The organism is Brevibacillus sp. NL20B1 (assembly GCF_018195675.1).
In the GTDB taxonomy this organism is placed as follows: domain Bacteria; phylum Bacillota; class Bacilli; order Brevibacillales; family Brevibacillaceae; genus Brevibacillus; species Brevibacillus aydinogluensis.
On the sequence record NZ_JAGTPT010000013.1, the window covers coordinates 59,085 to 81,068 of the forward strand.

17 protein-coding genes are annotated in these 21,984 nt (G+C 59.1%); 10 read left to right on the plus strand and 7 right to left on the minus strand.

The features are described from left to right. Positions 1–20 precede the first annotated feature (20 nt). Positions 21–395 (minus strand): phage holin family protein, encoded by a 375-nt coding sequence (locus tag KDN35_RS10820; RefSeq protein ID WP_171566641.1) that lies wholly within the window; start codon positions 393–395, stop codon positions 21–23. A gap of 150 nt (positions 396–545) precedes the next feature. Between KDN35_RS10820 and KDN35_RS10825 the strand changes: the two genes are divergently transcribed. The 8 genes from KDN35_RS10825 (at position 546) to KDN35_RS10860 (ending at position 10,443) form a co-directional block, all read left to right on the plus strand. Continuing rightward, complete coding sequence (locus KDN35_RS10825) at positions 546–2,903, plus strand: endonuclease MutS2 (protein WP_171566640.1); 2,358 nt, start codon at positions 546–548, stop codon at positions 2,901–2,903. 18 nt (positions 2,904–2,921) lie between these two features. After that, positions 2,922–3,332 carry a DUF350 domain-containing protein gene (locus KDN35_RS10830; protein WP_171566639.1) on the plus strand — a complete coding sequence of 137 codons (411 nt, stop codon included), beginning with the start codon at positions 2,922–2,924 and terminating at the stop codon, positions 3,330–3,332. Positions 3,333–3,483: 151 nt separating this feature from the next. Then, on the plus strand, positions 3,484–3,804 hold the full coding sequence (locus KDN35_RS10835; RefSeq protein WP_171566638.1) for a 2Fe-2S iron-sulfur cluster-binding protein: 321 nt from the start codon (positions 3,484–3,486) through the stop codon (positions 3,802–3,804). A gap of 218 nt (positions 3,805–4,022) precedes the next feature. Continuing rightward, positions 4,023–5,327 carry a nucleotide sugar dehydrogenase gene (locus KDN35_RS10840; protein WP_212132703.1) on the plus strand — a complete coding sequence of 435 codons (1,305 nt, stop codon included), beginning with the start codon at positions 4,023–4,025 and terminating at the stop codon, positions 5,325–5,327. A gap of 266 nt (positions 5,328–5,593) precedes the next feature. After that, complete coding sequence (locus KDN35_RS10845) at positions 5,594–6,895, plus strand: CitMHS family transporter (RefSeq protein WP_212132704.1); 1,302 nt, start codon at positions 5,594–5,596, stop codon at positions 6,893–6,895. Between the two features lie 121 nt (positions 6,896–7,016). Further along, entirely contained in the window at positions 7,017–8,627 is a 1,611-nt protein-coding gene (locus tag KDN35_RS10850) for an ATP-binding protein (RefSeq protein ID WP_171566635.1), read from the plus strand. A 20-nt stretch (positions 8,628–8,647) separates the two neighbouring features. After that, positions 8,648–9,358, plus strand: coding sequence for a DUF977 family protein (locus KDN35_RS10855; protein ID WP_171566634.1), 711 nt, complete (start codon positions 8,648–8,650; stop codon positions 9,356–9,358). Continuing rightward, positions 9,355–10,443 (plus strand): AbrB family transcriptional regulator, encoded by a 1,089-nt coding sequence (locus KDN35_RS10860; protein ID WP_212132705.1) that lies wholly within the window; start codon positions 9,355–9,357, stop codon positions 10,441–10,443. The genes KDN35_RS10855 and KDN35_RS10860 overlap by 4 nt, the downstream gene beginning before the upstream one ends. A 44-nt stretch (positions 10,444–10,487) precedes the next feature. Here KDN35_RS10860 and KDN35_RS10865 read toward each other — a convergent pair whose 3' ends face one another. Together KDN35_RS10865 and KDN35_RS10870 are read right to left on the minus strand one after the other, a co-directional pair. Then, positions 10,488–11,315 carry a M55 family metallopeptidase gene (locus tag KDN35_RS10865; RefSeq protein WP_171566632.1) on the minus strand — a complete coding sequence of 276 codons (828 nt, stop codon included), beginning with the start codon at positions 11,313–11,315 and terminating at the stop codon, positions 10,488–10,490. Between the two features lie 213 nt (positions 11,316–11,528). Further along, on the minus strand, positions 11,529–12,662 hold the full coding sequence (locus KDN35_RS10870; RefSeq protein ID WP_171566631.1) for a glycosyltransferase: 1,134 nt from the start codon (positions 12,660–12,662) through the stop codon (positions 11,529–11,531). 394 nt (positions 12,663–13,056) lie between these two features. On the opposite strand from KDN35_RS10870, the gene KDN35_RS10875 reads away from it, so the two are divergent. Further along, complete coding sequence (locus KDN35_RS10875; protein WP_212132706.1) at positions 13,057–14,403, plus strand: glycosyltransferase family 4 protein; 1,347 nt, start codon at positions 13,057–13,059, stop codon at positions 14,401–14,403. Positions 14,404–15,126: 723 nt separating this feature from the next. Here the strand turns inward: KDN35_RS10875 and KDN35_RS10880 are convergent. From KDN35_RS10880 to KDN35_RS10890, 3 genes are read right to left on the minus strand one after another with little or no spacing between them, the layout of a single operon-like run. Beyond that, complete coding sequence (locus KDN35_RS10880) at positions 15,127–15,939, minus strand: hypothetical protein (RefSeq protein ID WP_171566448.1); 813 nt, start codon at positions 15,937–15,939, stop codon at positions 15,127–15,129. After that, the gene (locus tag KDN35_RS10885) at positions 15,932–17,563 is read right to left on the minus strand and encodes a hypothetical protein (protein ID WP_212132707.1); all 1,632 of its coding nucleotides are present in this window, start codon (positions 17,561–17,563) and stop codon (positions 15,932–15,934) included. Before KDN35_RS10885 ends, KDN35_RS10880 begins: the two co-directional genes overlap by 8 nt. A gap of 4 nt (positions 17,564–17,567) precedes the next feature. Beyond that, complete coding sequence (locus KDN35_RS10890; protein ID WP_212132708.1) at positions 17,568–18,830, minus strand: O-antigen ligase family protein; 1,263 nt, start codon at positions 18,828–18,830, stop codon at positions 17,568–17,570. Between the two features lie 172 nt (positions 18,831–19,002). Here KDN35_RS10890 and murJ point away from each other — a divergent pair, with 172 nt between their 5' ends. After that, positions 19,003–20,526 carry a murein biosynthesis integral membrane protein MurJ gene (gene murJ, locus KDN35_RS10895; RefSeq protein WP_212132709.1) on the plus strand — a complete coding sequence of 508 codons (1,524 nt, stop codon included), beginning with the start codon at positions 19,003–19,005 and terminating at the stop codon, positions 20,524–20,526. On the opposite strand, the gene KDN35_RS10900 is transcribed toward murJ, so the two are convergent. Next, positions 20,504–21,877 carry a phenylacetate--CoA ligase family protein gene (locus KDN35_RS10900; RefSeq protein WP_212132710.1) on the minus strand — a complete coding sequence of 458 codons (1,374 nt, stop codon included), beginning with the start codon at positions 21,875–21,877 and terminating at the stop codon, positions 20,504–20,506. The two genes, murJ and KDN35_RS10900, sit on opposite strands and share 23 nt — an antisense overlap. Positions 21,878–21,984: the final 107 nt, after the last annotated feature.

A 21,984-nucleotide genomic window follows, 5' to 3' on the forward strand; every position in this document is an offset into this window, starting at 1 on the left:
CTTCGCTCACGGACGTGAAATTAGGTTTCCTGTTTGTTGCCGGCGTCGCCGTTGCGCAGGTCCATATGCGTCTTGATCGGGATGAACAGGTCAATGATCCCGATCACCAGCGCGGCGAGCAGGGCACCCAGGATGGTCACCCGGAACCCGGAGACGACAAACTGAGTCAGCCAGATTACCACGGCGCTCACCAGAAAACCGACAATCCCGCGATTGTACGGGGAGATCCGGTCGCCGAACATCAATTCAATAAGCCAACCAATTACGGCGATGACCACCGCGGCCATTAGTGCGGGCCAAAAACCGTTTACAGAAAAGCCGGGAACGAGAAACCCGACGAACATAAGCACGACTGCCGCGACCACGAAACGAATGACATGGCGCAAAATCGTCATGAAGAATCCTCCTTTGGAGTTTGTTTCACTACTCATTCTGGCTTGTTTTTCGACAAAATATGCCGCACCGGGTGTGTAAATTTATGCTTGCGGCGGACTGCATGTTATAATGGGGAATGTTAGCGTTGACCACGTTAAGGAGGCACCATTTTGGAACAACGGGTGTTAAAAACCTTGGAATACGACAAGATCGTCGCCCTCCTGATGGAGAAAGCGACATCTGCATACGGCAAAGAAAAAGCATCCGCCTTGACGCCCTTTGTCCGCTTGGACGAAGTGCAGACGGCCCAACAGGGAACGGCAGAGGCGGCAACCGTGCTGCGGTTGAAGGGAAGCGTGCCGTTGGGCGGCATCCGCGATATCCGCGCCGCCGTGCAGCGTGCCCGGCTGAATGCAATGCTGGCGCCCAGGGAACTGTTGGATATCGCCGACACCGTAATGGCGGGACGTCGGCTGCGCAATTTTTTGCTTGACCTGTGCGAGGAGCAGGAACTGCCGCTGCTGCGCTTTCAGGCCGAGCGGATTGAGGGGCTGCGCGAGCTGGAGGCGGAAATTCGCCGCTGTGTGGACGAAAACGGCGACATCCTGGACAGCGCCAGCGCGGAACTGCGTCAGGTGCGGCAGGAGATTCGCCAACTGGAGGCGCGCATCCGGGAAAAGCTGGATCAGATGACACGGTCTTCGGCGTACCAGAAAATGCTGATGGACAGCATCGTGACCATTCGCGGCGACCGTTTTGTCATTCCCGTCAAGCAGGAGTACCGTCACGTCTTCGGCGGGATCGTGCACGACCAGTCGGCGTCGGGCGCGACGTTGTTCATCGAGCCGGAAGTAGTCGTGTCGATGAACAACAAGCTGCGCGAACTGCGTCTGCGCGAAGAAAAGGAAGTGGAGCGGATCCTGTTCGTCCTGACGGAGATGGTATCCGGCGCGGTGGAAGCGCTGAAGGAAAATGTCGACGCGCTGGCGGAGCTGGATTTCATGTTCGCCAAGGCTCAGTTGGCCGCCAGCATGAAAGCTGTCTGTCCGCGGCTGAACGACCGGGGCTACCTGCGGCTGAAAAAGGCGCGTCATCCGCTGATCCCGCATGACAAGGTCGTGCCGGTGGACGTGGAGCTGGGGGGCAGCTACCGGGCAATCGTGGTGACTGGCCCCAACACCGGGGGAAAAACCGTTTCGCTGAAGACGATCGGGTTGCTTTCGTTGATGGCGATGGCCGGTCTGCACATCCCGGCAGAGGAAGAGAGTGAAGCAGCCGTCTTTTCCTCCGTGTTTGCCGATATCGGCGACGAGCAGTCCATCGAGCAAAACCTGTCCACCTTCTCCAGCCACCTCACCAATATCATTCACATCCTCGGTGCGATGGATGAGAACAGCCTCGTGCTGTTTGACGAATTGGGAGCGGGAACCGACCCCACCGAAGGGGCGGCGCTGGCAATGGCGATCATCGACGACGTGATCAGGCGCGGGGCCCGGCTGGTTGCCACGACCCACTACAGCGAGCTGAAAGCCTACGCCTACGACCGGCCGGAGGTCATCAATGCCAGCGTGGAGTTTGACGTGGAAACGCTCCGCCCGACCTACCGTCTGCTGATTGGCGTCCCCGGCCGTTCCAATGCGTTCGCCATCGCCAAGCGGCTGGGACTGCCCGAGGAGATTATTGAAAAGGCGCGCGCTTCGATCAGTGAGGAAGACAACCAGGTGGAGAGCATGATTGCCTCGCTGGAGCGAAACCGCAGGACGGCGGAAGAAGAGCGGCAGACGGCCGAGGCGCTGCGGCGCGAAGCGGAAGCGCTGCGAGCGCAGCTTGAAGAAGAGCGGACCCGCTTCGCCGAAGAGAAAAACAAGCTGCTGGAACGGGCAGAAGAAGAAGCGCGGATCGCTGTGCAGCTTGCCAAGGAAGAGGCGGACGCGGTCATTCGCGAGCTCAGGCGCATGATGGCGGAAGGCGCGGAAATCAAGGAACATCGGCTGATTGAGGCCAAGAAGCGCCTGGGTGACGCTGTGCTGGAGCTGGAGAAGGAAAAGGTGAAAAAGCCGGCCAAAGCCGTGCGCGCCACCCAGGTCAAGCCGGGTGACGAAGTAATGGTAACCAGCTTCGGCCAAAAGGGAACCGTCCTGGAAAAAGCAGGCGATGACGAATTCCTGGTCCAGATCGGCATCATGAAGATGAAGGTAAAGCGAAACGACATGCACGTGGTGAAGCCTTCCAAACAGGAGCAGACCATCGCCGCATACACGTCGGTCAAACGGGCCAAAAACACGGTCAAGATGGAGTTGGACCTGCGCGGCTACAACGTGGAAGAAGGCATCAGGGAGATCGACCGGTACCTGGACGAGGCGCTGTTGGCCGGCCTGCATTCCGTCTCGATTATTCACGGCCACGGCACCGGCGTGCTCCGCAAAGGCGTTCACGAGTATCTGCGCCAGCACCGGAACGTCAAGTCGTTTCGGTTGGGCGGCCAGGGTGAAGGCGGCGTGGGCGCCACTATCGTCGAGCTCAAGTAGGAGAGCGGGAGGTGCCGCATGGAACACTTGCTTCACAACAAATACTTTGCCGCCGTTGCATACTTTACTGTCACCGGATTGGCGATGATCGTGTTTTTATCCGTGTTTGAACTGGTCACGCGCTACCGTGTGTGGCAGGAGCTGAAGCGGGGAAACGTCTCCGTCGCGATGGCAACGGGCGGAAAAATCTTTGGCATTGCCAACATTTTTCGCTACTCCATCCAGCATCACGACTCAATCGGACAGGCGTTGATCTGGGGAACGCTGGGATTTTTCCTGCTGCTGTCCAGCTATTTCATCTTTGAATTCATGACGCCCAGCTATAAAATTGATGAGGAAATCGCCGCGGACAACCGGGCGATCGGCTTTATTGCCATGGTGCTGTCGGTCGGGTTTTCCTACGTGATCGGGGCCAGCCTGATCAGGTGAACAGAGCAGGCTCCCTGCCGGACGAAGCCGGGGCAGTGAAGGGCGGCACGCTCATCATCGCCCGGGGGCATGCGGTAATGGGACCGGTGGTCTGACAGCGTACCGGTAGTCCGCCAGCGTATGTGAAGTTAAAGGATATGGGGGATGCAGGATGAGCCAGACGGATGTTGTTGTCGTGACGGTGCTGCACGATGGGGAAAGCAAGCAGCTGTTCCTGAAGCAGGGAGCGAACCTGCTCATGGCGCTGGTTGAGGCAGGGCTGCCGATTGACTTTTTCTGCACGACGGGAAAATGTACCACCTGTCGTCTCCGCATGGACATTCCGGTCGGCTCGGCTGCACCCCCTTCTTCCACGGAGCGGTACCGCCTGGGAGAGGCGGCGGTGGCGGCAGGGATGCGGTTGAGCTGTCAGGTGTACGTGACCGGTCCTTTGACCGTTTATTTGGATGCGTCCGCCCCTGCCCGGCCGTGAACGTTCGTTGAACCATTGCCCATTGAGGAGTATAATAAGGCTTTGGCATACGGTGCCACTGCATGAGGAGGCTTCACCTTGGAAACCTTGTACAAGGTCCTCATCGTCTTATGTGTAGTGTTTCTTGCGGCAGGAGTATGGTACCTGTCGAATTGACGCAAAAAGGCCACGCTGACCGCGCGGACCTTTACCAGATAATGGGAAAGAGGAGATCTGCAATGACTCAGCCTGTACGCGTTGCTGTTGTCGGATTAGGATTCGTCGGATTGCCGCTGGCACTCACGTACGCCATGAAAGGAGCCCGCGTGGTCGGTGTGGACGTCATGCCGAACGTCGTCGAGGAGATCAACGCCGGCATCTCCCACCATCTTGAATCCTATCAAGGCAAGACGCTGCCGGAAATCCTGCGCGAGCAAATCGCTGGGGGCCGCTTCCGGGCGACGACATCCTACGAAGAAGCAGCAGCGGAAGTGAACAACTACATCGTGACGGTCGGTCTGCCTGTCCACAACGGGGACCCGGACCTGAGACCGCTGAAAAGCTGTGCCCACACCTTGGGACGCGTGCTGAAAAAGGGAGACATGGTGATGATTCGCAGCACCGTGATTCCCGGCACGACGGAAGAAGTGATTCTGCCGATCCTGGAGGAAGCCAGCGGGTTGAAGGCGGGCAGCGACTTTTACCTGACCTACTGCTCCGAGCGAATTGCCGAAGGGCGGGCGTTTGAAGAGTTCATCCACATGCCGCTCGTGCTCGGCGGTATTGACGCGGAGAGCGCCGCCAAAGGCAAGGAACTGCTCTCCTTCATCAGTGAAACGGAGATCATCGTCTCCGACATTCGCGTGATTGAGACCGCCAAAGTGATCGAAAACATCCAGCGCGACGTGAACATCGCGATGGTGCAGGAATTTGCCCGTTTCGCCGAGGCATTCGGGATCGATACCTTTGAGCTGATCAAAGTGGCAAACACCCACAAGCGCGTCAACCTGTTGACTCCGGGGCCGGGTGTAGGCGGCTTCTGTCTGCCCAACGCGCTGTACTACCTGCAGCCCAAGGCCAAGGAGCTGGGCGTCTCGCTGCCCTTGCTGCAGTTGGCCCGCAACACGAATGACGGCGTGCCGGCCGTCCTGGTCGGGATGCTGGAACAGGCCCTGCGGCAAAAAGGCAAGACGCTGGCAGGCAGCCGCGTCGCCGTGCTGGGTCTGGCGATGAAGGACTTCTCCAACGACGACCGGGTGAGCCCGGTACACGACCTGATCGCGCTGCTGCAGGCCAAAGGCGCGGAGGTACGCTCCTACGACCCGGCAGTGCCCAGCCGCTACGGGCACAAGACGGACAGCCTGGAAGAGGCGCTGCGCGGCGCGGACGCGCTGTTGTTGACCGCCGTTCAGAAGGAGTTTGCCGAATTGGATTGGCAGCACGCCGCCGAACTGATGGCGCCGACGCCGATCCTGTTTGACACGAAAAACCGCATTCCGCGCACACTGGACACGGACAGCCGGCTGACCGTGGTGCGCATCTGACGAACGACAAAGTCCCCAAACCTGGGGACTTTTGTTTTGGGCTGGCGATCCTTAGTGAAGGAGGCTCCCGGGACGTGTTTGGTCCGGGAGCCTTCTTGCTGTAGTGAACCGCATGATCACGCGGGTTTCGCGTCAGTAAATTTAATGAACAAAATGAGGATTATGCGGCTTATATCGTTTATTTCCGTTTTCTATTCTCGTCAAAATATTGTTGTTATAATGAAAACACTTTCTTGAAAGCGCATTCTTTTTGGGGGGAAACAAACATGCTGTCTTTGCTCGGCTTCCTGATGATGGCCGTCTTCCTGTACCTGATCATGACAAAGCGCTTGTCCGCGCTCGTTGCCCTGATCGTCGTGCCCATATTCTTTGCCCTGATCGGAGGATTCGGGGCGGAGATGGGAGCGATGATGCTGGAGGGCATTGCCAAGATCGCTCCCACGGGGATCATGCTGCTGTTTGCCATCCTGTACTTCGGGATCATGATGGATGCGGGTCTGTTTGATCCTTTGATCGCGAAAATTCTGAAACTGGCCAAAGGAGACCCGCTGAAGATTGTAGTGGGTACCGCCGTCCTGTCGATGCTGGTGGCACTGGACGGTGACGGGACCACGACCTACATGATTACGGTATCCGCGATGCTGCCGCTGTACAAACGGTTGGGCATGAACCCGCTGATTCTGGCGGTCACGCCCATGCTCTCGATGGGGGTCATGAACATGACGCCGTGGGGCGGACCGACGGCACGGGCGATGAGCGTGCTGCACCTGGATGCGTCGGAACTGTTTACGCCGCTCATTCCCACGATGGTCGGCGGGCTGATCTGGGTGATCGCGGTGGCCTGTATACTGGGCATGCGGGAACGCAAGCGTTTGGGCGTGGCGGAGATTCAGTACACCGCTGACGAACGGATGGCGATGTCCGAACAGGCGGCGGCCGCTGACCAGCTCAATCGTCCAAAACGGCTGTGGATCAACCTGCTGCTGACCTGCGCCCTGATGACCGGCCTGGTGATGAACTGGATGCCGCTTCCGGTCCTGTTCATGATCGCGACCGCAGCCGCTCTTCTGATCAACTACCCCAACCTGCAGGAGCAGAAGGAACGGATCACCGCCCATGCCGGAAATGCGCTGACCGTCGTTTCCATGGTCTTTGCCGCCGGAATTTTTACCGGCATCCTGACCGGCACCAAGATGGTGGATGCAATGTCCAACACGCTGGTTTCCCTGATTCCCGAGTCGCTGGGAACACACATGCCGATTTTGGTGGCAATTACCAGTCTGCCCTTTACCTATTTCATGTCAAACGATGCCTACTACTTCGGCGTGGTGCCGATCCTGGCCGAAGCGGCAGCCAGCTATGGCGTCGATCCTGTAGAGATCGGCCGGGCCTCCATCCTGGGCCAGCCGCTGCACGTCTTGAGCCCGCTGTATGCCGCCCAGTATCTGCTCCTCGGAATGGTGGGGGTCGATTACGGAGAAAATCACCGGTTTATCCTGAAGTGGGCCTGCGGCACATCGCTTGTGATGATAGTGACCGCTGTTCTTACGGGAGTGATGTCGTTCTAGCTCATCCCTTGGGGAAAACAGAATCGCACGAACGGATAGAGGCCCCCTTGGCCTCTATTTTCACTGTTTTTGCGGCTGAGATTGCGCCGGAATCTGCTACACTGAGGGGAGAGGTGGTTTCGTGCGGTTTCAAAGCAAACTGATCCTGGTGATCTGCACGCTGCTGTTGTGCGTGATCGCGATCCTGGGATGTTCCTATGAGTACATGCTGGCGAACGCGCTGAAAAAGGAGATCGGCACACGCGCCCTCCATGTCGCGGAAACCGTCGCAGCGATGCCGGAGATCAAACGGGCTTTTTCCGACTCTGATCCGTCCAGGACGATCGCCCCGTTGGCGGAGAAAGTTCGCCGGGAAACCCATGCCGATTTTGTGACAGTGGGAAACCGGGAAGGAATTCGCTACTCTCACCCCATCCCGGAGCGGATCGGACAGAAAATGCAGGGCGGCGACAATCAGCCCGTCTTTGCAGGCCAGTCGATCGTTTCGGAGACGACCGGTTCCCTGGGGCCCGCTCTGCGAGGCAAGGCGCCCATTTTCAACGAGGCAGGACAGGTCATCGGGGTAGTCTCGGTCGGATTTTTGCTGGAAGATGTTCAAAAAACCATCCATTCCTATCGGGATAAGATCGTTGCGATCGGGTTGATTGCCCTCGCGTTGGGCGTGATCGGCACCTTTTGGATCGCCCGCAGCGTGAAACAGGCGATTTTCGGCCTGGAGCCGTCCCAGATCGGTCAGCTCTACCAGGAGAAGCAGGCCATCCTGGAATCCATCCGGGAAGGGATCGTGGCTGTCAACGCAAACGGGACGATTACCATGGCGAACCAGACGGCGCTGCAGCTGTTGGGATTGGACAGCTCGAAGGAAATCACGGGCAAACCGGCGGACGAGATTCTGGACAGCTTCCGGCTGCTGGAAGTCCTGAAGGCAGGCCGGGCGGTCGTCGACCAGGAGACCTGGATGGCCGGTCATGTGTTGGTCGTCAACTGCGTGCCCATTTTGGACACGCACGACCAGATTGTCGGCGCTGTGGCCAGTTTTCGCGACAAATCAGAACTGTACCGGGTTATCGAAGAGCTGTCCCGCGTCAAGGAATACGCGGAAGCGCTCCGTGCGCAAACCCATGAGTATTCCAACAAGCTATACCTGATTTCCGGCCTGATCCAGTTGGAGTCGTACCGGGAAGCGATTGAGTTTATTACCCGGGAAACCGATGTCCATGTGAATCACACCCGGTTTATCATGCGGGAGATCCCGGACCCGATCATCGGCGGTCTGCTGCTCGGCAAGCTGAATCGGGCCAACGAACTGAAGGTGAAGCTGGAGATTGACCGGGAAAGCAGCTTCCACGACATTCCGGCGTGGATTGACCGCCACCATCTGATTACCATCATGGGAAACCTTGTCGATAACGCCCTGGAGGCGGTTTTGGCACCGGGGGCTTTCGCCAGGGAAGTCAACGTCTTTCTGACCGACATCGGGGAAGTGCTGCTGTTCGAGGTGGAAGACCGGGGACCGGGCATTCCCGACGAACACGCAGACCGCTTGTTCGAATTGGGGTTTTCCACAAAAGCGCAGAAAAATCACGGATTTGGCCTCGCCCTGGTCAAACAGGCTGTCGAGCAGTTGAACGGACACGTCAGTCACACGCCCAATCCGGACGGGGGAACGATTTTTACCGTCGTCATTCCAAAAGAAGCCGACACAGCAAAGAGGGTGAAGGGAACGCCATGAAAGCGAGGAGTGATGAGCCCATGATTCAGGTGTTGATCATCGAGGACGACGTGCGGATTGCCGAAGTGAACCGGCGCTTCGTGGAAAAGGTGAGCGGGTATCAGGTCATCGGCATTGCCACGAACCAGCAGGAGGCCGTGGACCAACTGGACATTCTCCAGCCCGATCTGGTGCTGTTGGACATCTACTTTCCCGACATGAACGGTTTGGACTTTTTGTCGGTCATCAAGGAGCGGCGTTCGGAGACGGATGTGATCATGCTGACCGCCTCCAAGGAAGTGGACACGGTGGTGGAGGCGATCCGCTGCGGCGTGTTTGATTTCATCACAAAGCCGTTGATTTTCGAGCGCTTGCAGCAAACGCTTGCCAACTACCGGGAGTTCCGGCAGAGGGTGCGCGCCTTGAAAACAGAGCGGGGGCACATCAATCAGGAAGAAATTGACGAGCTCATACGCGCGGCGGGACCCAACGGCGGAAGGGATAGCGGTCTGGTCAAGGGAATCGACAGGATCACGCTGGAGAAAGTGGCTGCCTGTCTCAGCGAGGCGGGGGAAGTCACCACCGAACAGGTGCGAAGGGCAACGGGGACGAGCCGTTCGACGGCACGCCGCTACCTGGAATACCTGGTCGTCACTGGGGAGGCGGTCGCAGACCTCTCCTACGGGGCGGTGGGACGGCCGGAGAGGGTCTACAAAAGCGTGAAAAAGGCGAAAGGAATGGCGGAACGATGATCGCGCTGCGGCCGGTTCTCACCATCCTGATCGCGGCGGCAGGGGGCGCCGTTTTCACCCTGCTTCGTCTGCCGCTGCCCTGGCTGCTGGGACCGCTGGCAGCAACAGTCGTTTCGGTCATGCTGGGGTGTGACAGACTGTGGCTGCCTTCCTGGTTTCGCCGGATCGGCCTCTTGATCGTCGGCGTCGCGCTGGGCATGCGGATAACCCGGGACATTTGGGGGACCATGGCAGATCACATCGGGATGATGCTGGCAGCCACGCTCGTGACGATCCTGTTCGGCCTGATGCAGGCCTGGGCGATCCACAAACTGTACCAGGTGGACGCGATCACGTCCATTTTCAGCAACATCCCCGGCGGGCTCTCGGAAATGTCCACGATCGGCAGGGAGCAGGGCGGTAACCTGCAGATTATTTCCCTGTTCCACTCCATTCGCATCGTCACGGTTGTGTTCGTGACGCCGTTCGTCGTGATGACGCTGTCCCACAAGGCCAACCTGCTGCCGGTACAACCCGCAAGTCAGACGGTCGGCTGGATGCAGGCGGCGGTGTTTTTGGCCGCCGGAGCGCTGGGAGCGGTGGCAGCCGCCCGTTTGAAGTTCCCGGCGCCGTATTTCCTGGGTCCGCTTTTGACGGCGTCATTGGTGTCCTTTGCGCTTTCGATGACAGGCGGCACTGCCGGTGCGGGCACGCCGGCCCTGTCCGGCCTCGTCGTGAAAGGCGCCCAGCTTTTGATCGGGGCGGGGATCGGCATTGAATTCAGGCGGGAGGAGATTCGCACCTACCGCAGGCTGCTGGTGCCTTCGCTGGCCGCGTCTTTGCTGCTGACCACCCTGACGTTCGCGCTGGCCTTCCTGCTGTCGTATGCCACGAGCATCGACCTGCTTACCGGCATGCTGGCGACAGCGGCCGGCGGCGCAGCAGAAATGAGTCTGACTGCCCTGGCGATCGGTGCCGACCCGCTGCTGGTGACGGCCTTTCAGCTCTTTCGCGTATTGTTTATCGTCACCGTCTTCTCGTTTTCCATCCGCTGGTTTCTGAAACGGCGCGGATTGTGTGAAACGGCAAACAGGCAGGCGCGCTGAGGAAGCGTGCCCGCCTTGCTGTTGGGGGAATAGGGCAGCGGCCTTTAGAAAAATTCCGCGGTTCCCGCCAGATTGATCATCGCCCGCATGGTTTTGTACAGGTCGTGCTGATCGGCGGCAGTGTAATATACCGTGCAGCTTTCCATTTCGTACCGGGTGCCGGGAACGATCGCGGCCATCTCTGCCTGACCGGCATGGGTGAACTCGATGGCCAGTTCCAGCGGTGTCGTGACGGTGAGCGGCGCAATCTGCTCGACTTTAGACAGGGCCAGCCTGGTCTGCCGCTTCAGTTCGGCAGTCGCCTCCTCGCGGGACAGGCAAAGGGCGGCTGTGCGGGATACCGCCTGTTTGACCACGGCGGTACAGATGTCGGGGATGAGCGCCTTCGCCTCTTCCGCGATCAGGTTGTCCCCCGACACGAGACAGACAGGCACGCCGTACAAGCCGGCGTAGACGGCGTTGAAGCCGAATTCTCCCACCACCATGCCGTTGATGTACATGTTGCGAACACAGCCTGACATCGTGTGGCTGAGGACGCCGGGTACCCCCTGCCGCGTGTGATAGCCGATGAAGAAGGCGGCGTCATAGCTATCGTCCAACCCCTGCATCATCGAAAAGTTGCGGGGGGAGCCGGCCAACAGTCTCGCCTGGGGATGCAGCGACTCCCACAGGATGTTGTTCATGGTATTGTGGCTGTCCGCCACCACGATTTCCGTTGCGCCCCACTCCAGAGCGGCTTCGATGACAGCATTGGCGTCGTCCGTCATGAACTGGCGGCCGCGCTGGTAGTTGACTCCGGCGTTCGGATTGATGTAGCTGGTGTCGACAATGCCGGAGATGCCTTCCATGTCGACGGAGAGAAACAGTTTCATCGGGCCCATCCTTTCTCGCATGATTCCGAATTATTTCACTTCTATGAAAGCAGATTGTCTTGCCAAAGGCAACAAAGTATGCCAGCAGACCTCCGAGTCTTCGAGACGAGAGGAGATTCTTTTGATAGAGTCAATTCAGCAAGTCCCGGTAATAAGTATAACAAACGCCCGAACGTCTGCATTCGGGCGTTTGTTGCCGTGTTTCCAGTTTCTTTACACCAGCCGCTGGTACAGCGCCAGGGTGCATTCCGCCATGCGCTCGATGGTAAAGGTGTCTTCTGCCGTTCGCAGGGCGTTTTCGACGAGTGTTTCGCGCAGCTCGGGCGATTGATGCAGCTCCTGCATGGCCCGGCTCAGCCGCTCGACGTCGCCCGGTTCCACCGTCAGACCGGTTACCCTGTCCTTGACAAACTCCTTGACGCCCCCGACGTTGCTGGCGATGACCGGCACTTCCGAGGCCATCGCTTCGATGAGCGTGTAACCCAGTCCCTCGTAGAGAGAAGAGTGGACAAACGCGTCACAAGCATGCAGGCAGGCGGGGATGTCCTGGCGGAAACCGGCGAACCGGACCTTGTCCTCCAGGCGGTGTTCGCGCACCTTCGTTTCCAGCAGCGCTCGCTCCGGACCGTCCCCCACCATGACGAGGCGGACGTCCTCTGTGCCGGGATTCCGCGTCAGCTGGGCAAACGCGTCGATCAGGTGTGGAAGCCCTTTTACCGGGACGAACCGGGCGACTGTGGAGAACAAAAACGCCTCTTCGGGGATGTTCCACTCCGCGCGCAGCCGCTTCCGGTCCTCGACGCGCCGATGCGTCTGCCGGTAGGGGGCCAGGTCCATGCCGTTGTAGATGATGCTGATGCGGTCTTTAGGCACTCCCTCTTGCCGCAAAATGTCTGCAAGTGCGCCGCTGATTGCCACAAAGTGTCGGTTCCATCGGCGGGTGGACCGTTCCATCATCGTGACGGCGGCGTACGCCAGTGGATGGACGTAGTCGTAGCGGAGGTGGCTGTGTACGGTCGTGACCAGTACAGGGCCGGTTCCGCGCACGGCCAACCGGGAAAAAAAGTTTGCTTTTACGCCGTGGGTATGTACAATGTCCGGTTGATAGCGGCGAAACGTGTCGCGCAGCGCCTGCAGCAGGCGCACGTCGAAGCGGCCGAACCTGTCCAGCGGGATGACGGAGACGCCGGCCTTGCGCAGCTCGTCGGCGAACAGGGAGTTGTAAAAGCAAACGACCGCCACGTCCACTGCTTCCTGCGGCAGGGAGGTGACCAGGTTGAGAATATGCTGTTCCGCTCCGCCAAATTCCCCCCCGCCAATGACGTGGAGGACTCGTAATTTGCTCATGACAATCCACCCAAACCTTTATGACAAACCCTCTATCGAAAGCATTCACATCAGTCCGTTCTTCGGTAGAGGTAGATTTCTGCCGGATCAGCCAGCAGCACCGGGAAGTTACCTGCATGCTGATCCTGTAAGAAAACCCACCCGGCCATAGCATACGCTTCCCCCACTCAATGGTTGACGCTGTGTCGAGCAGGGTCCCTTGCTTCGCCGGGCGGGGCTCTCCAACCAATCGTGCAACACTGCCGTCGCGACGTGAAAGATCATCTCTTCCTGATTTGAAAACAAAGCCATTCTCACTATAGCAGATGACTGGTGGATTCGCAATAAGACTGGACTTGTGGTATCTTGGTGAAGGAGCATTACGAGAATGGACAAAAACGAGGAAGGTATCCCAATGAAGACCCGCAGTGTATTGATCATCTGTTACATATTCCCGCCGATCGGCGGAGGAGGCGTGCCGCGGCCGTTAAAAATGGCCAAATACCTGGGCGAGTTTGGGTGGAAGGTGCACGTACTGACTGTTGACCCTGTCTACCACGCTACATTGGACCCGTCCCTTTTGGCGCAGGTGCCGGCCGACGTGACGATACACCGCGCCAAGGAGTGGCCCTTGCTGCCGCGACGGGGCGGGGGTGCTGCCCCTGCTGCCGGAGGAGAGGCTGCTTTGGCCCGACGTTCCCTGACAGCGACGCTCAAGCAGCAGGCGGTCGGTTTGTTGAAAAAAGTGAAACCGTACCTGCTGATCCCCGACGACCAGATCCTTTGGCTGCCCAACGCTTTGAAGCTGGGACGGGAGATCATCCGCCGGGAAAAAATCGATGTAATCTTTTCCACCTCCGGCCCCGTGACCAATCACCTCGTCGCCCGCCGACTCGCCCGCGAGTTCGGGGTAAAATGGGTGGCTGATTTCCGCGATCCCTGGACGCAAAACATGCATTCGTCGGGGATCGCCTGGCGGGAGCGGCTGGAGGAGCACATGGAAGCGGGTGTGATGGCAGAGGCTGACGCCATCACCACGGTGACGACCACATTTGCCGAGAACTTCCGCAAAAAACACGGCAGCCGCATTCGCCGTCTGGAGCTGATCTACAACGGCTTTGACCAGGCAGATTTTGTCGGCCTTACACCGCAGTACACCGCGCCCGGCAAGTTTCACGCCGTTTACGCCGGCATTTTGTATCAGAAGCGCAACCCGCGCCTGCTGCTGCGGGCGATCCGCGAACTGATCGACGCGGGAGAGGTAGCGCGCGAGGACCTGCAGCTCAGTTTTGCCGGCGTGTTTGACTATCCGGGTTATTCGGAAAACCGGGACTGTGTGGAGGCGTTGCAATTGGGCGACGTCGTCCGCGTGCTCGGCAACCTGCCGCACAAACAGGCGCTCGGCCTGATGAAAGGAGCAGATGCGCTTCTGCTGATCGGGGACGTTTCGCCGGACGCCGGAGCGTACATCCCCGGCAAGCTGTACGAGTACATGGGCATTGGCAAGCCGATCCTCGCCCTGAACAAAGCGGGGGAGGCGACGCAGATTATTGAGGCATTCCGCCTGGGCCAAGTGGCCGACCCGGAAGACAAGGAAGCCATCAAGCAGGCGTTTCTGAAGTTGTACCGCGAGTGGAAGGAGCGGGGAGCGGCCGGCGCGGCGGAACGTGACGACGACTTTGCCGAACGGGTCAAGCCGTACGAACGGCGTGAGCAGGCCCGCCAACTGGCTGAATTGATGAACGAACTGGTCGGACAATGAAAATGAGGCATGAACCTCTCAGTGTGTAGACAAAGTCCGTGGCGCATGGGTGATCGGGCTCGCTCGCTCTCTTGACGACCAGCAAAGAAGTGAATGATGTCCGCTTCAAAACGCGACGCGGGCAGGGGGCAAACATCTGGGTAGTTCGATGAAGTGAGACTTGTGCCCCCTGTTTTTTCCCGCGTCTTTCGTTTTTCCGCTGAGCAGGTCGTCAAAGGAGCTCGCTTGGCCCATCACTCTATGCCATCTACTTTTTCTCCACCTTCGGTTGATGAATGTGCAGGCCTTCCGGCCTGGAAATGATGGAAGATCGTTTCCTTGCGGACACTCAATAAAAAACAGTTTGTCTTCAGTCTGAGAGGCGATGAATTTGACTCTTTCAGAATGAAGACAAACTGATTGTACCGAAGGAGAATCACGTTTCCAGGCAGAGCGACTTGAGAGCCCTACCGAGCAAAGCAGCGATTTGCGGGAAAAAGGAGCGTCACCTTTGAATCGGTTGCGTAGCGATGCGGCTTTGGCGATCCCCCGCAAATCGATGCGGAGCGTGTAGTTTGTGCTTCCCTGCTGGGCATTGACTGGGCCCCGCCGGACGCGAGCATTAGCTTGTGTTCAGTGGGTAAAGAACGGAGTGGATGACGGAAGCGTGTTCTCCTCGCAACGGCCATTTTGCCTACAAACAGAAAGAGGCGATAGATTCGCCTCTTTTTTATGTGCGCTTGTTTAGTACAGCAGATACTTTTCCACTTCTTCCGGGTCCTTGATCTGGATTCCCGGGTCGTTGTACTTGTAAAACTGGAAGAACACCTGCTGGTCCATCGTGCCTCCTTCCGGCATCGGCAGGATGATCCAGGTCTCGAACTGATGGATCAGCCGGTCGTCCTTGCCGAACCAGAAAGTGGTCTTAATCGTGGAATCCTTTAGAACGGCCGCCATGTCCGGGCGGTCGGCCACCTGCTGGCGCAGCGGCTCAAACAGCGGACTCTTGCTCGCCGCCAGCCAGTCTGCGCCGGTCATTTTCACTTCAAACGGGACGCAAACCGTGCCGTACACTTTTTCTTCTTTTAACTGTACCGCCTGTTCCATAAACGGCAGCCAGTCGTCAAAACCGGCCAGCACGTCAAACGGAAGCGGGGTTTCCCGAGCAGTCATCCAGGCATCGCCGACCCGGATGTACCGCTTGTCACCGATACGGTAATACTGATAGTCCTGGCGGGCAATCCGCGCATCCACATTGTATCCGTTTGGCTGTACGACGGCCCCGTTAAACATGCTGGTTGTGGTGCGGTTCATAATGGTCTTGACGTGGCCTTTGTACCAGAACTTCTGTGCGTCCTTGTCCGTTTTCGCACGTTCCAGCGCTGTCTTCAGCCACTCGCTCGCCGACTCGGTCTGCTGCGGGGCCGTCTTTGCCGAGCTCGTGCCGTAATTGGTGGAGGCGAACGACTTGGGCCCCGACTCGTAGGTGCATCCGGTCAAGAGCAGGGTGGCAGCGAGCGCAGACAGGGTAAGCATTCCTACGGTTCGTTTACGCATGGCGAACCCTCCTTGCGATCCCGTAGCCGATCAATCCGGCAAACAGGAGGATGACGAGCGGCACGACGGGCACGTTGTGCTGCTTGAACACGATGAGGCGGTGCTTGTCGTAGATGGTGGCGACGATTTCATTTTCCTTGTCGCCGTCGATGTCACCCACCTGCACGTTTAAAAGCGGCAGGTAGATGCGCCAGGTCTGCTTCAGTCCGTCCGGGGTGTAGCGGTACCCGGACAGGTAACGGGAGTCGGTGGTGCTCACCCAGCTTTTCGCCATGGCGACGATTTCCGGCTCTGTGCTAGATCCGATCGGAGCGTAGTTGGTGAAGCGGAAGCTGCGATCGCCTTCCTCGCTTGCCCAGAGGATTTCCCAGGTGCCGTTTTGCTTCGCTTTCAGGATGTAGGACGGACTGTTGGCCACCAGCAGTTCATCGGCTCCGTCCTTGTCCAAATCGGCCGGGATGAATTCCGCGGTTGCCAGCGGCATTTCCTTGCGCGTCAGGGAGTACGCCTCCACGGCGGTGCCGTCCGGTTCTACAGCCATGACGCTGAGGTGTTCGCCCATGATGATAAGCCCCTCGCGACCGTCCGGCAGCTTCATCGTGCCAATCAGCTTGGTTGCCTTGGTCGTGGCGACAAACGGCCTGCCTTCATACGTGCCGCTCAGCAGCCCCTCTTTGATCGAGACATCGCGGTACTTCTCGCCGATCGCGCTGCGCACATCCAGGCCGCCGTCGTTTTCCGCCAGCTTGTCCCCGATGATTTGCATGTCCAACAGCAGGGCGCGATTCGGAGCGGTTCCCACCTGCAGCATCGCTTCCGCGTAGGATTGGCGCTGCACGTTTGGCAGCAGTTGGCCGTCTTTCATTGTGTAGTACGGGAAGCCCGGGTAGTCTGTCGGCATTTGCTCCTTGATTTTAGCCATCGTCTCCGCCGCGATTTGGTCGTTGGGCATGCGCACCAGCTTGCCGTCTTTCCAGGTGAGCACGTACAGGGAGATGGGTTCGGCCTGCAGATGCAAAAGTTTGTCGGCGAGCTCCTTCCGCTCTGCTTCCGTCTCCGGCTTTTTCGGCTTTTCTTCCGGCAGGGGCAACTCCTCGGCGTTGCCGTACGTGATGATCTCCTGCTTGCCGTCTCCGTCCACGTCGTAGAGGATGACGGGGAAGTAATCCACCCAGGCTCCGTTGTAAAGGCGTTCCGATTCATACTTCAGCGTGAAGTGGCTGAGCGCGGCCAGGTTGTCCCGGTGGAAGCTGACGTTGGTCAGCACGGCGACGAGCACCAGCGCGATGACAGCCGACCAGCTCAGACGGCCGTACCATTTGGCAATCAGGGCGATGACTCCGCTCGCCACCGCTCCGCCGATCAGCACGGCGGCGAGCGATTTCACGTCTACGTGAGCGAGGGCACGGTCCAGCAGCAAAAAGCCGAGCGTAAAGACGACTACCTGCCGCCGTTCGTCCGGATGTACCAGGACATATAGGAAACCGAGCAGCGGCAAAAAGACGATCAGGGCGATCCAGGAGAGGTCCAGGAACGCCGGTTTGACCAGAATGTGATAGATGAGGAACAGGGCGATTGCGTACAGCGCCCAGTTCACGGCTGACAATACACCATTGCGGCGCATGGACTCACCACCTTTTCTCTTTCGCTTGGTCGGCGTACAGTGCGCACAGGAAGCCGCCAAACAACCAGAAGTAGAGGGACATGAACGGCACCTCAAAAATGTTTTCCACCAGGTTGTGCATGGCGACGGCAAACAGGCCGCCAAACAGACCCAGCATCAAAAAGAACGGCGGCTTTCCTGCCTGTGCCCGGATGAGCCGGACCGCGTAGGCAAACGTCATGGCAATCAGCGCAATCAGCATGATGACGCCGATGAGGCCCAGCTCCGCGATGCTTTTAAACAGGTAGCTGTCGGTGTAGATTGTGCCGAAGTGGCGGGAACCGACGGCGCCGCCGTGATGGCCGAGCCCCACCCCGAACAGCGGTTCCAGCCGCATCTTGTCGTACGCCTCCCCCCAGCGGTCGAGACGTCCGGCCTGCATGCTGGATTGGAGGTACTCGGGAGTAAACAGGGTGAAGATGCGGTTGGAAATCTTCCCGATCAGGGGCGTCGACTCCGGCACGAAGTACAGGCCGATCAGGCCGGCGATGCCGGCGATCACGAGAAAGCCGGCCAGCCGCTTGTTCCACAGATAGCAGCAGACGAACAGCGCCACAGCCAGCGCGATCCAGGCTCCGCGCGAACTGGTCAGCAGCAAGGTGAGCAGCGTCGTCAGCGCGACGATCCACCAGATGATGCGCTCTTTCCGATTGGCTGTTGTGACGGCCAACCCGACTGCCACAGGAGCGATCAGGGCCATGTAGCTGCCCAGCACGTTGGGGCTGGTGACAATCGAAAACGCCCGCGTCGTGACGGCTTCCCCTTCCTGCACCCACGACTGCGGCGTCTGTACGCCCAGCACTACCTGCATGATGCCGACGACCGCGGCGAGAAACCCGAATGCGGTGAGCACTTTCAGGAACACGACCAGCTGCTTTGTGTCGCGCAGCAGGTAAAAGCCGATGAAAAAGGCAATCATGTACTGGTAGACGGCGCGGAAGCCCTCCACGCTGGCGTCCCAGTTGGCCATGTCGGCCACCGTCAGCGCCAGTCCGTAGACGATGAACGCCGCAAACGTATGCTTGATGGCGGGCATGTCCCGCGAACCTTTCCAGTAGGCGAGAAAAGTAAACAGCAGGAGGACGAGCAGCAGGCCGTCATCCCACAGCGACGAGACGACTGGAATCGGCAAAATCTTTCGCAAGACGTAATCGATAACGGGGTAGGCCAGCAGGAGGTAGACCCAGGTGTCTGACTGCCTCCCCCACTTCCATACGTTCTCTTTCATTTCGTTTTTGATCCTCCTACACAGGGATTAACCCCACTATTATAATGAATGGGCGAATGCTGTCGCAAGGCGAAGGGGATAGAGGTTGGTAGGATTACGAGAAATGCGCTATGATAACAGGTGTGCTTTTTAAGAGGATGGGCGCGTATTGCAAAGATGGGAGATTCGAACGATGAGCATATTCAAGACTGCCTCGATGATCGTCGCACTCACGTTGATCGGAAGGCTTCTCGGTTTTTTTCGCAACGTCTACGTAAGCAACCTCTACGGCACCAGTGCAGCGTCCGACGCCTTTTACACAGCGGTGACGATTCCGCAGACGCTGTTTCTGGTCGTGCCGGGAGCGATCAATGCCGTGCTGATTCCCACCATGCGCGGGCTGATGGAAAAAGAGGAGCGGACCGGGGTGCTGTACAACAAGGTGCTGACCGTCGTGTTCGCGGCGTTTCTGGCGATGGCGGTGCTGGGCGTCGTCTTTGCCCGGGAGATCGCCTGGTTGATGGGAGCACAGGAAAACACGCTGGAGATGACGGCCGACATGCTGCGGTGGATGTGGCCGTCCGCTGTTTTCATCGGGCTTGCCGGTCTGTGGTCCAGTGTTTGCAACGCCCACCAGCACTTCTTCACTCCGACGCTGGGAACGGTGGCCAACGGCGCGTTGGTGATTGTCAGCATGTATCTCCTGGTGCCGCTCTACGGACCTGACGGACTGGCCATGGCGACCACTCTCGGCTACTTGGCGGCGATGCTGACGATGCTGCCAACGCTGCGCCGATTTGGCTACCGCCACCGCTTGTCGTTTGCATGGAAAGAGGATGAAGCACTGCGCAGCATGGGCGAGCGGGTGGTGCCCATCCTGATCGGAGCAGTCGTGTCCCAGGCGACCACGTTTTTGGAGCGGGGGTTTGCCAACGGCTTGGGAGCAGGCAACGTATCCGCTCTGGCCAACGCCAACCAGATCGTGCAGATGCCGATGGCGATCTTCGTTGGGGCGTTTACTCTGCCGCTGTTTCCGCTGCTGGCCAGCCACGTGAAGCGGGGTGAGATGGACCAGATGAAGCAGATTCTGCAAAAAGGGCTGGCGTATCTGCTGATTCTGCTCCTGCCGGTGACGGCGGGACTGATCCTCTACGCCGAACCGATCGTGCGGCTGGCGTTCCAGCGCGGCGAGTTCGGCGAGCTGTCCGTCGCGCTGACCGCCTGGGCGCTGCCATTTTACGGCTTGGGGCTGTACGGGATGGCCGCCCGCGACCTGATCACCCGGGCGTTTTACGCACTGGACAACACGCGGACGCCGGTCGTGGTCGGCGTAATCGGGATCGCCGTCTACGCTGTTGCCAACTGGCTGCTGATCCCCTGGATGGGACACGGGGGAATCGCACTGGGGATGGCCGTCTCCGTACTCTTCCAGTCGGTGCTGCTGTTCGCCCTGCTCTGGCGCAAAGTGGGTGCGCCCATCAGCCGGAGCTTTGTGTGGACAGCGCTGCGGACGCTGGCCGCCTGCGCTGTCATGAGCGGCGGGATTTTGCTGGCTGATGCCTGGCTGTCCGCTCTGCCGTTGTGGTGTTACCTGCTGCTTGGGGTAATGGGCGGGGCGCTGCTGTACTTTGCGGCACTGTTCGCGCTGCGTGAACCGCTGGTCGCCGAATTGGTGCAAAAGCTGCGCAGACGGTCTACTCCCGCAGCAAACCGGTAAGCGGACATTCGCGAATGGCGTAGCGGGTCTTGCCGGAAGCACTCGGTGGAATCCGGTCGACGTGGCATACCTCGATGCTGACTTCCCCCAGTTTGTCTCGAATGGCCTCCAACAGCCGGGCTTCGTCAGCCGGATCGTACCGATCCGGCTCTTTTACCAGTTTGAGCGTCACCTGGTCCGGCTTGTGCTGGATGATTTGAAAGGTGCGGAAGCTGTCCAGATTGCGCATGATGTGGTTGAAGTAGTGGCCGTGCACATACGTACCGTGAGCGGTGACAAACATGTCGTCTTCCCGGCCGTCAATGGCGGCCAGCAGCGGATAGCTGATGCCGCAGGTGCAGGTGTCCGACGAGAGGGCGATGACGTCGCCCAACTGGTAGCGCAGCCGGGGCATGACTGTGTTGTGCAGGTCAGTGACCAGAAGCGTCCCTCTTTCCCCCGGGGGAAGGGGGCGGCCGCTGGCGGGATCGACCACTTCCAGCACGCAGTTTTCGCTGAAGGCGTGCATGCGTCCAACCGGACACTGGTAGGCGATGATGCCTCCGTCGCGGGCGCCGTATTCGTTGACGACAGGCGCCTGGAACGCTTTGGCGATTGCTTGCCGCTGGTAGTCATGAAGCGTCTCTGCCGTGGACACCACCGCTTTCAGCTTCACACCTGGACTGGCGCCGCGCGCCAGCATCATCTCAGCCAACAGGTGGAGGGCAGACGCATACCCGTACAGGTAGACTGGGCGAAACCGGCGGATTAGCTGCAGGTGTTCGTCCAGCCGCCGCTCGTCCAGGTCGTAGGCGGGTATCATCAGCCGATTTTTCAACCATCGCTCTTTCAGGCGATAGCGGCGGGCCTGCTGCTGGTTGAGTTCAAGCGGCGAGCCCCAGACCATGACGGACGGGTCGCCGATGCGAATACCGTGCCAGGAGAGCCCCAGCCAGCGGGCTGCTTCGTAGCGTTCCACAGCCGGCCGGCTCAGGTAAAAACGGGTCGGCTCTCCCGTGGAGCCGCCAGTCCGGTTGGCAATGAGCCGGGAGGGGTCTGCATCGTTGCTGAGGTACTGGTCAAACGACGCGCGGAAACGGGCCTTGCTGAGCACGGGAAGGCGCTCCAGGAAGCGAATCGGGTCGTCATCAGCCGCTTCCCAGTCGGATGCGTATTCGCTGTAGGCGGGGACACGGCGGACGGCGTGGTCCAATAAGCGCCTCAGCTTGTCCGCCTGGCGTTTCCGCAGCGCCTGCGGCGACAACTGCTGCGCCTCTCGCAGTTCGTGCAAATACTGACGCGTGCGGTTCTGTTTCAGCCGTTCCATCAACGGCCAGTGCACGCGGCGGATGAGTGTGCCTGTCAGTTGCATTGGGGGGTTGCTCCTTTCCGGCTGCCGATACAATGTTTGGAATCTTTCCCCATTAGTATGACTGCCGGATCGGGCCCCTATACCTGTTTGCCGGATGGGAGATTTCC

Excerpts from the sequence above, each read along its gene's own strand:
- KDN35_RS10820 (WP_171566641.1), bottom strand. The coding sequence starts at position 395 with ATGACGATTTTGCGCCATGTCATTCGTTTCGTGGTCGCGGCAGTCGTG.
- KDN35_RS10830 (WP_171566639.1), top strand. The coding sequence starts at position 2,922 with ATGGAACACTTGCTTCACAACAAATACTTTGCCGCCGTTGCATACTTT.
- KDN35_RS10835 (WP_171566638.1), top strand. The coding sequence starts at position 3,484 with ATGAGCCAGACGGATGTTGTTGTCGTGACGGTGCTGCACGATGGGGAA.
- KDN35_RS10840 (WP_212132703.1), top strand. The coding sequence starts at position 4,023 with ATGACTCAGCCTGTACGCGTTGCTGTTGTCGGATTAGGATTCGTCGGA.
- KDN35_RS10845 (WP_212132704.1), top strand. The coding sequence starts at position 5,594 with ATGCTGTCTTTGCTCGGCTTCCTGATGATGGCCGTCTTCCTGTACCTG.
- KDN35_RS10855 (WP_171566634.1), top strand. The coding sequence starts at position 8,648 with ATGATTCAGGTGTTGATCATCGAGGACGACGTGCGGATTGCCGAAGTG.
- KDN35_RS10860 (WP_212132705.1), top strand. The coding sequence starts at position 9,355 with ATGATCGCGCTGCGGCCGGTTCTCACCATCCTGATCGCGGCGGCAGGG.
- KDN35_RS10865 (WP_171566632.1), bottom strand. The coding sequence starts at position 11,315 with ATGAAACTGTTTCTCTCCGTCGACATGGAAGGCATCTCCGGCATTGTC.
- KDN35_RS10870 (WP_171566631.1), bottom strand. The coding sequence starts at position 12,662 with ATGAGCAAATTACGAGTCCTCCACGTCATTGGCGGGGGGGAATTTGGC.
- KDN35_RS10875 (WP_212132706.1), top strand. The coding sequence starts at position 13,057 with ATGAAGACCCGCAGTGTATTGATCATCTGTTACATATTCCCGCCGATC.
- KDN35_RS10880 (WP_171566448.1), bottom strand. The coding sequence starts at position 15,939 with ATGCGTAAACGAACCGTAGGAATGCTTACCCTGTCTGCGCTCGCTGCC.
- KDN35_RS10885 (WP_212132707.1), bottom strand. The coding sequence starts at position 17,563 with ATGCGCCGCAATGGTGTATTGTCAGCCGTGAACTGGGCGCTGTACGCA.
- KDN35_RS10890 (WP_212132708.1), bottom strand. The coding sequence starts at position 18,830 with ATGAAAGAGAACGTATGGAAGTGGGGGAGGCAGTCAGACACCTGGGTC.
- murJ (WP_212132709.1), top strand. The coding sequence starts at position 19,003 with ATGAGCATATTCAAGACTGCCTCGATGATCGTCGCACTCACGTTGATC.
- KDN35_RS10900 (WP_212132710.1), bottom strand. The coding sequence starts at position 21,877 with ATGCAACTGACAGGCACACTCATCCGCCGCGTGCACTGGCCGTTGATG.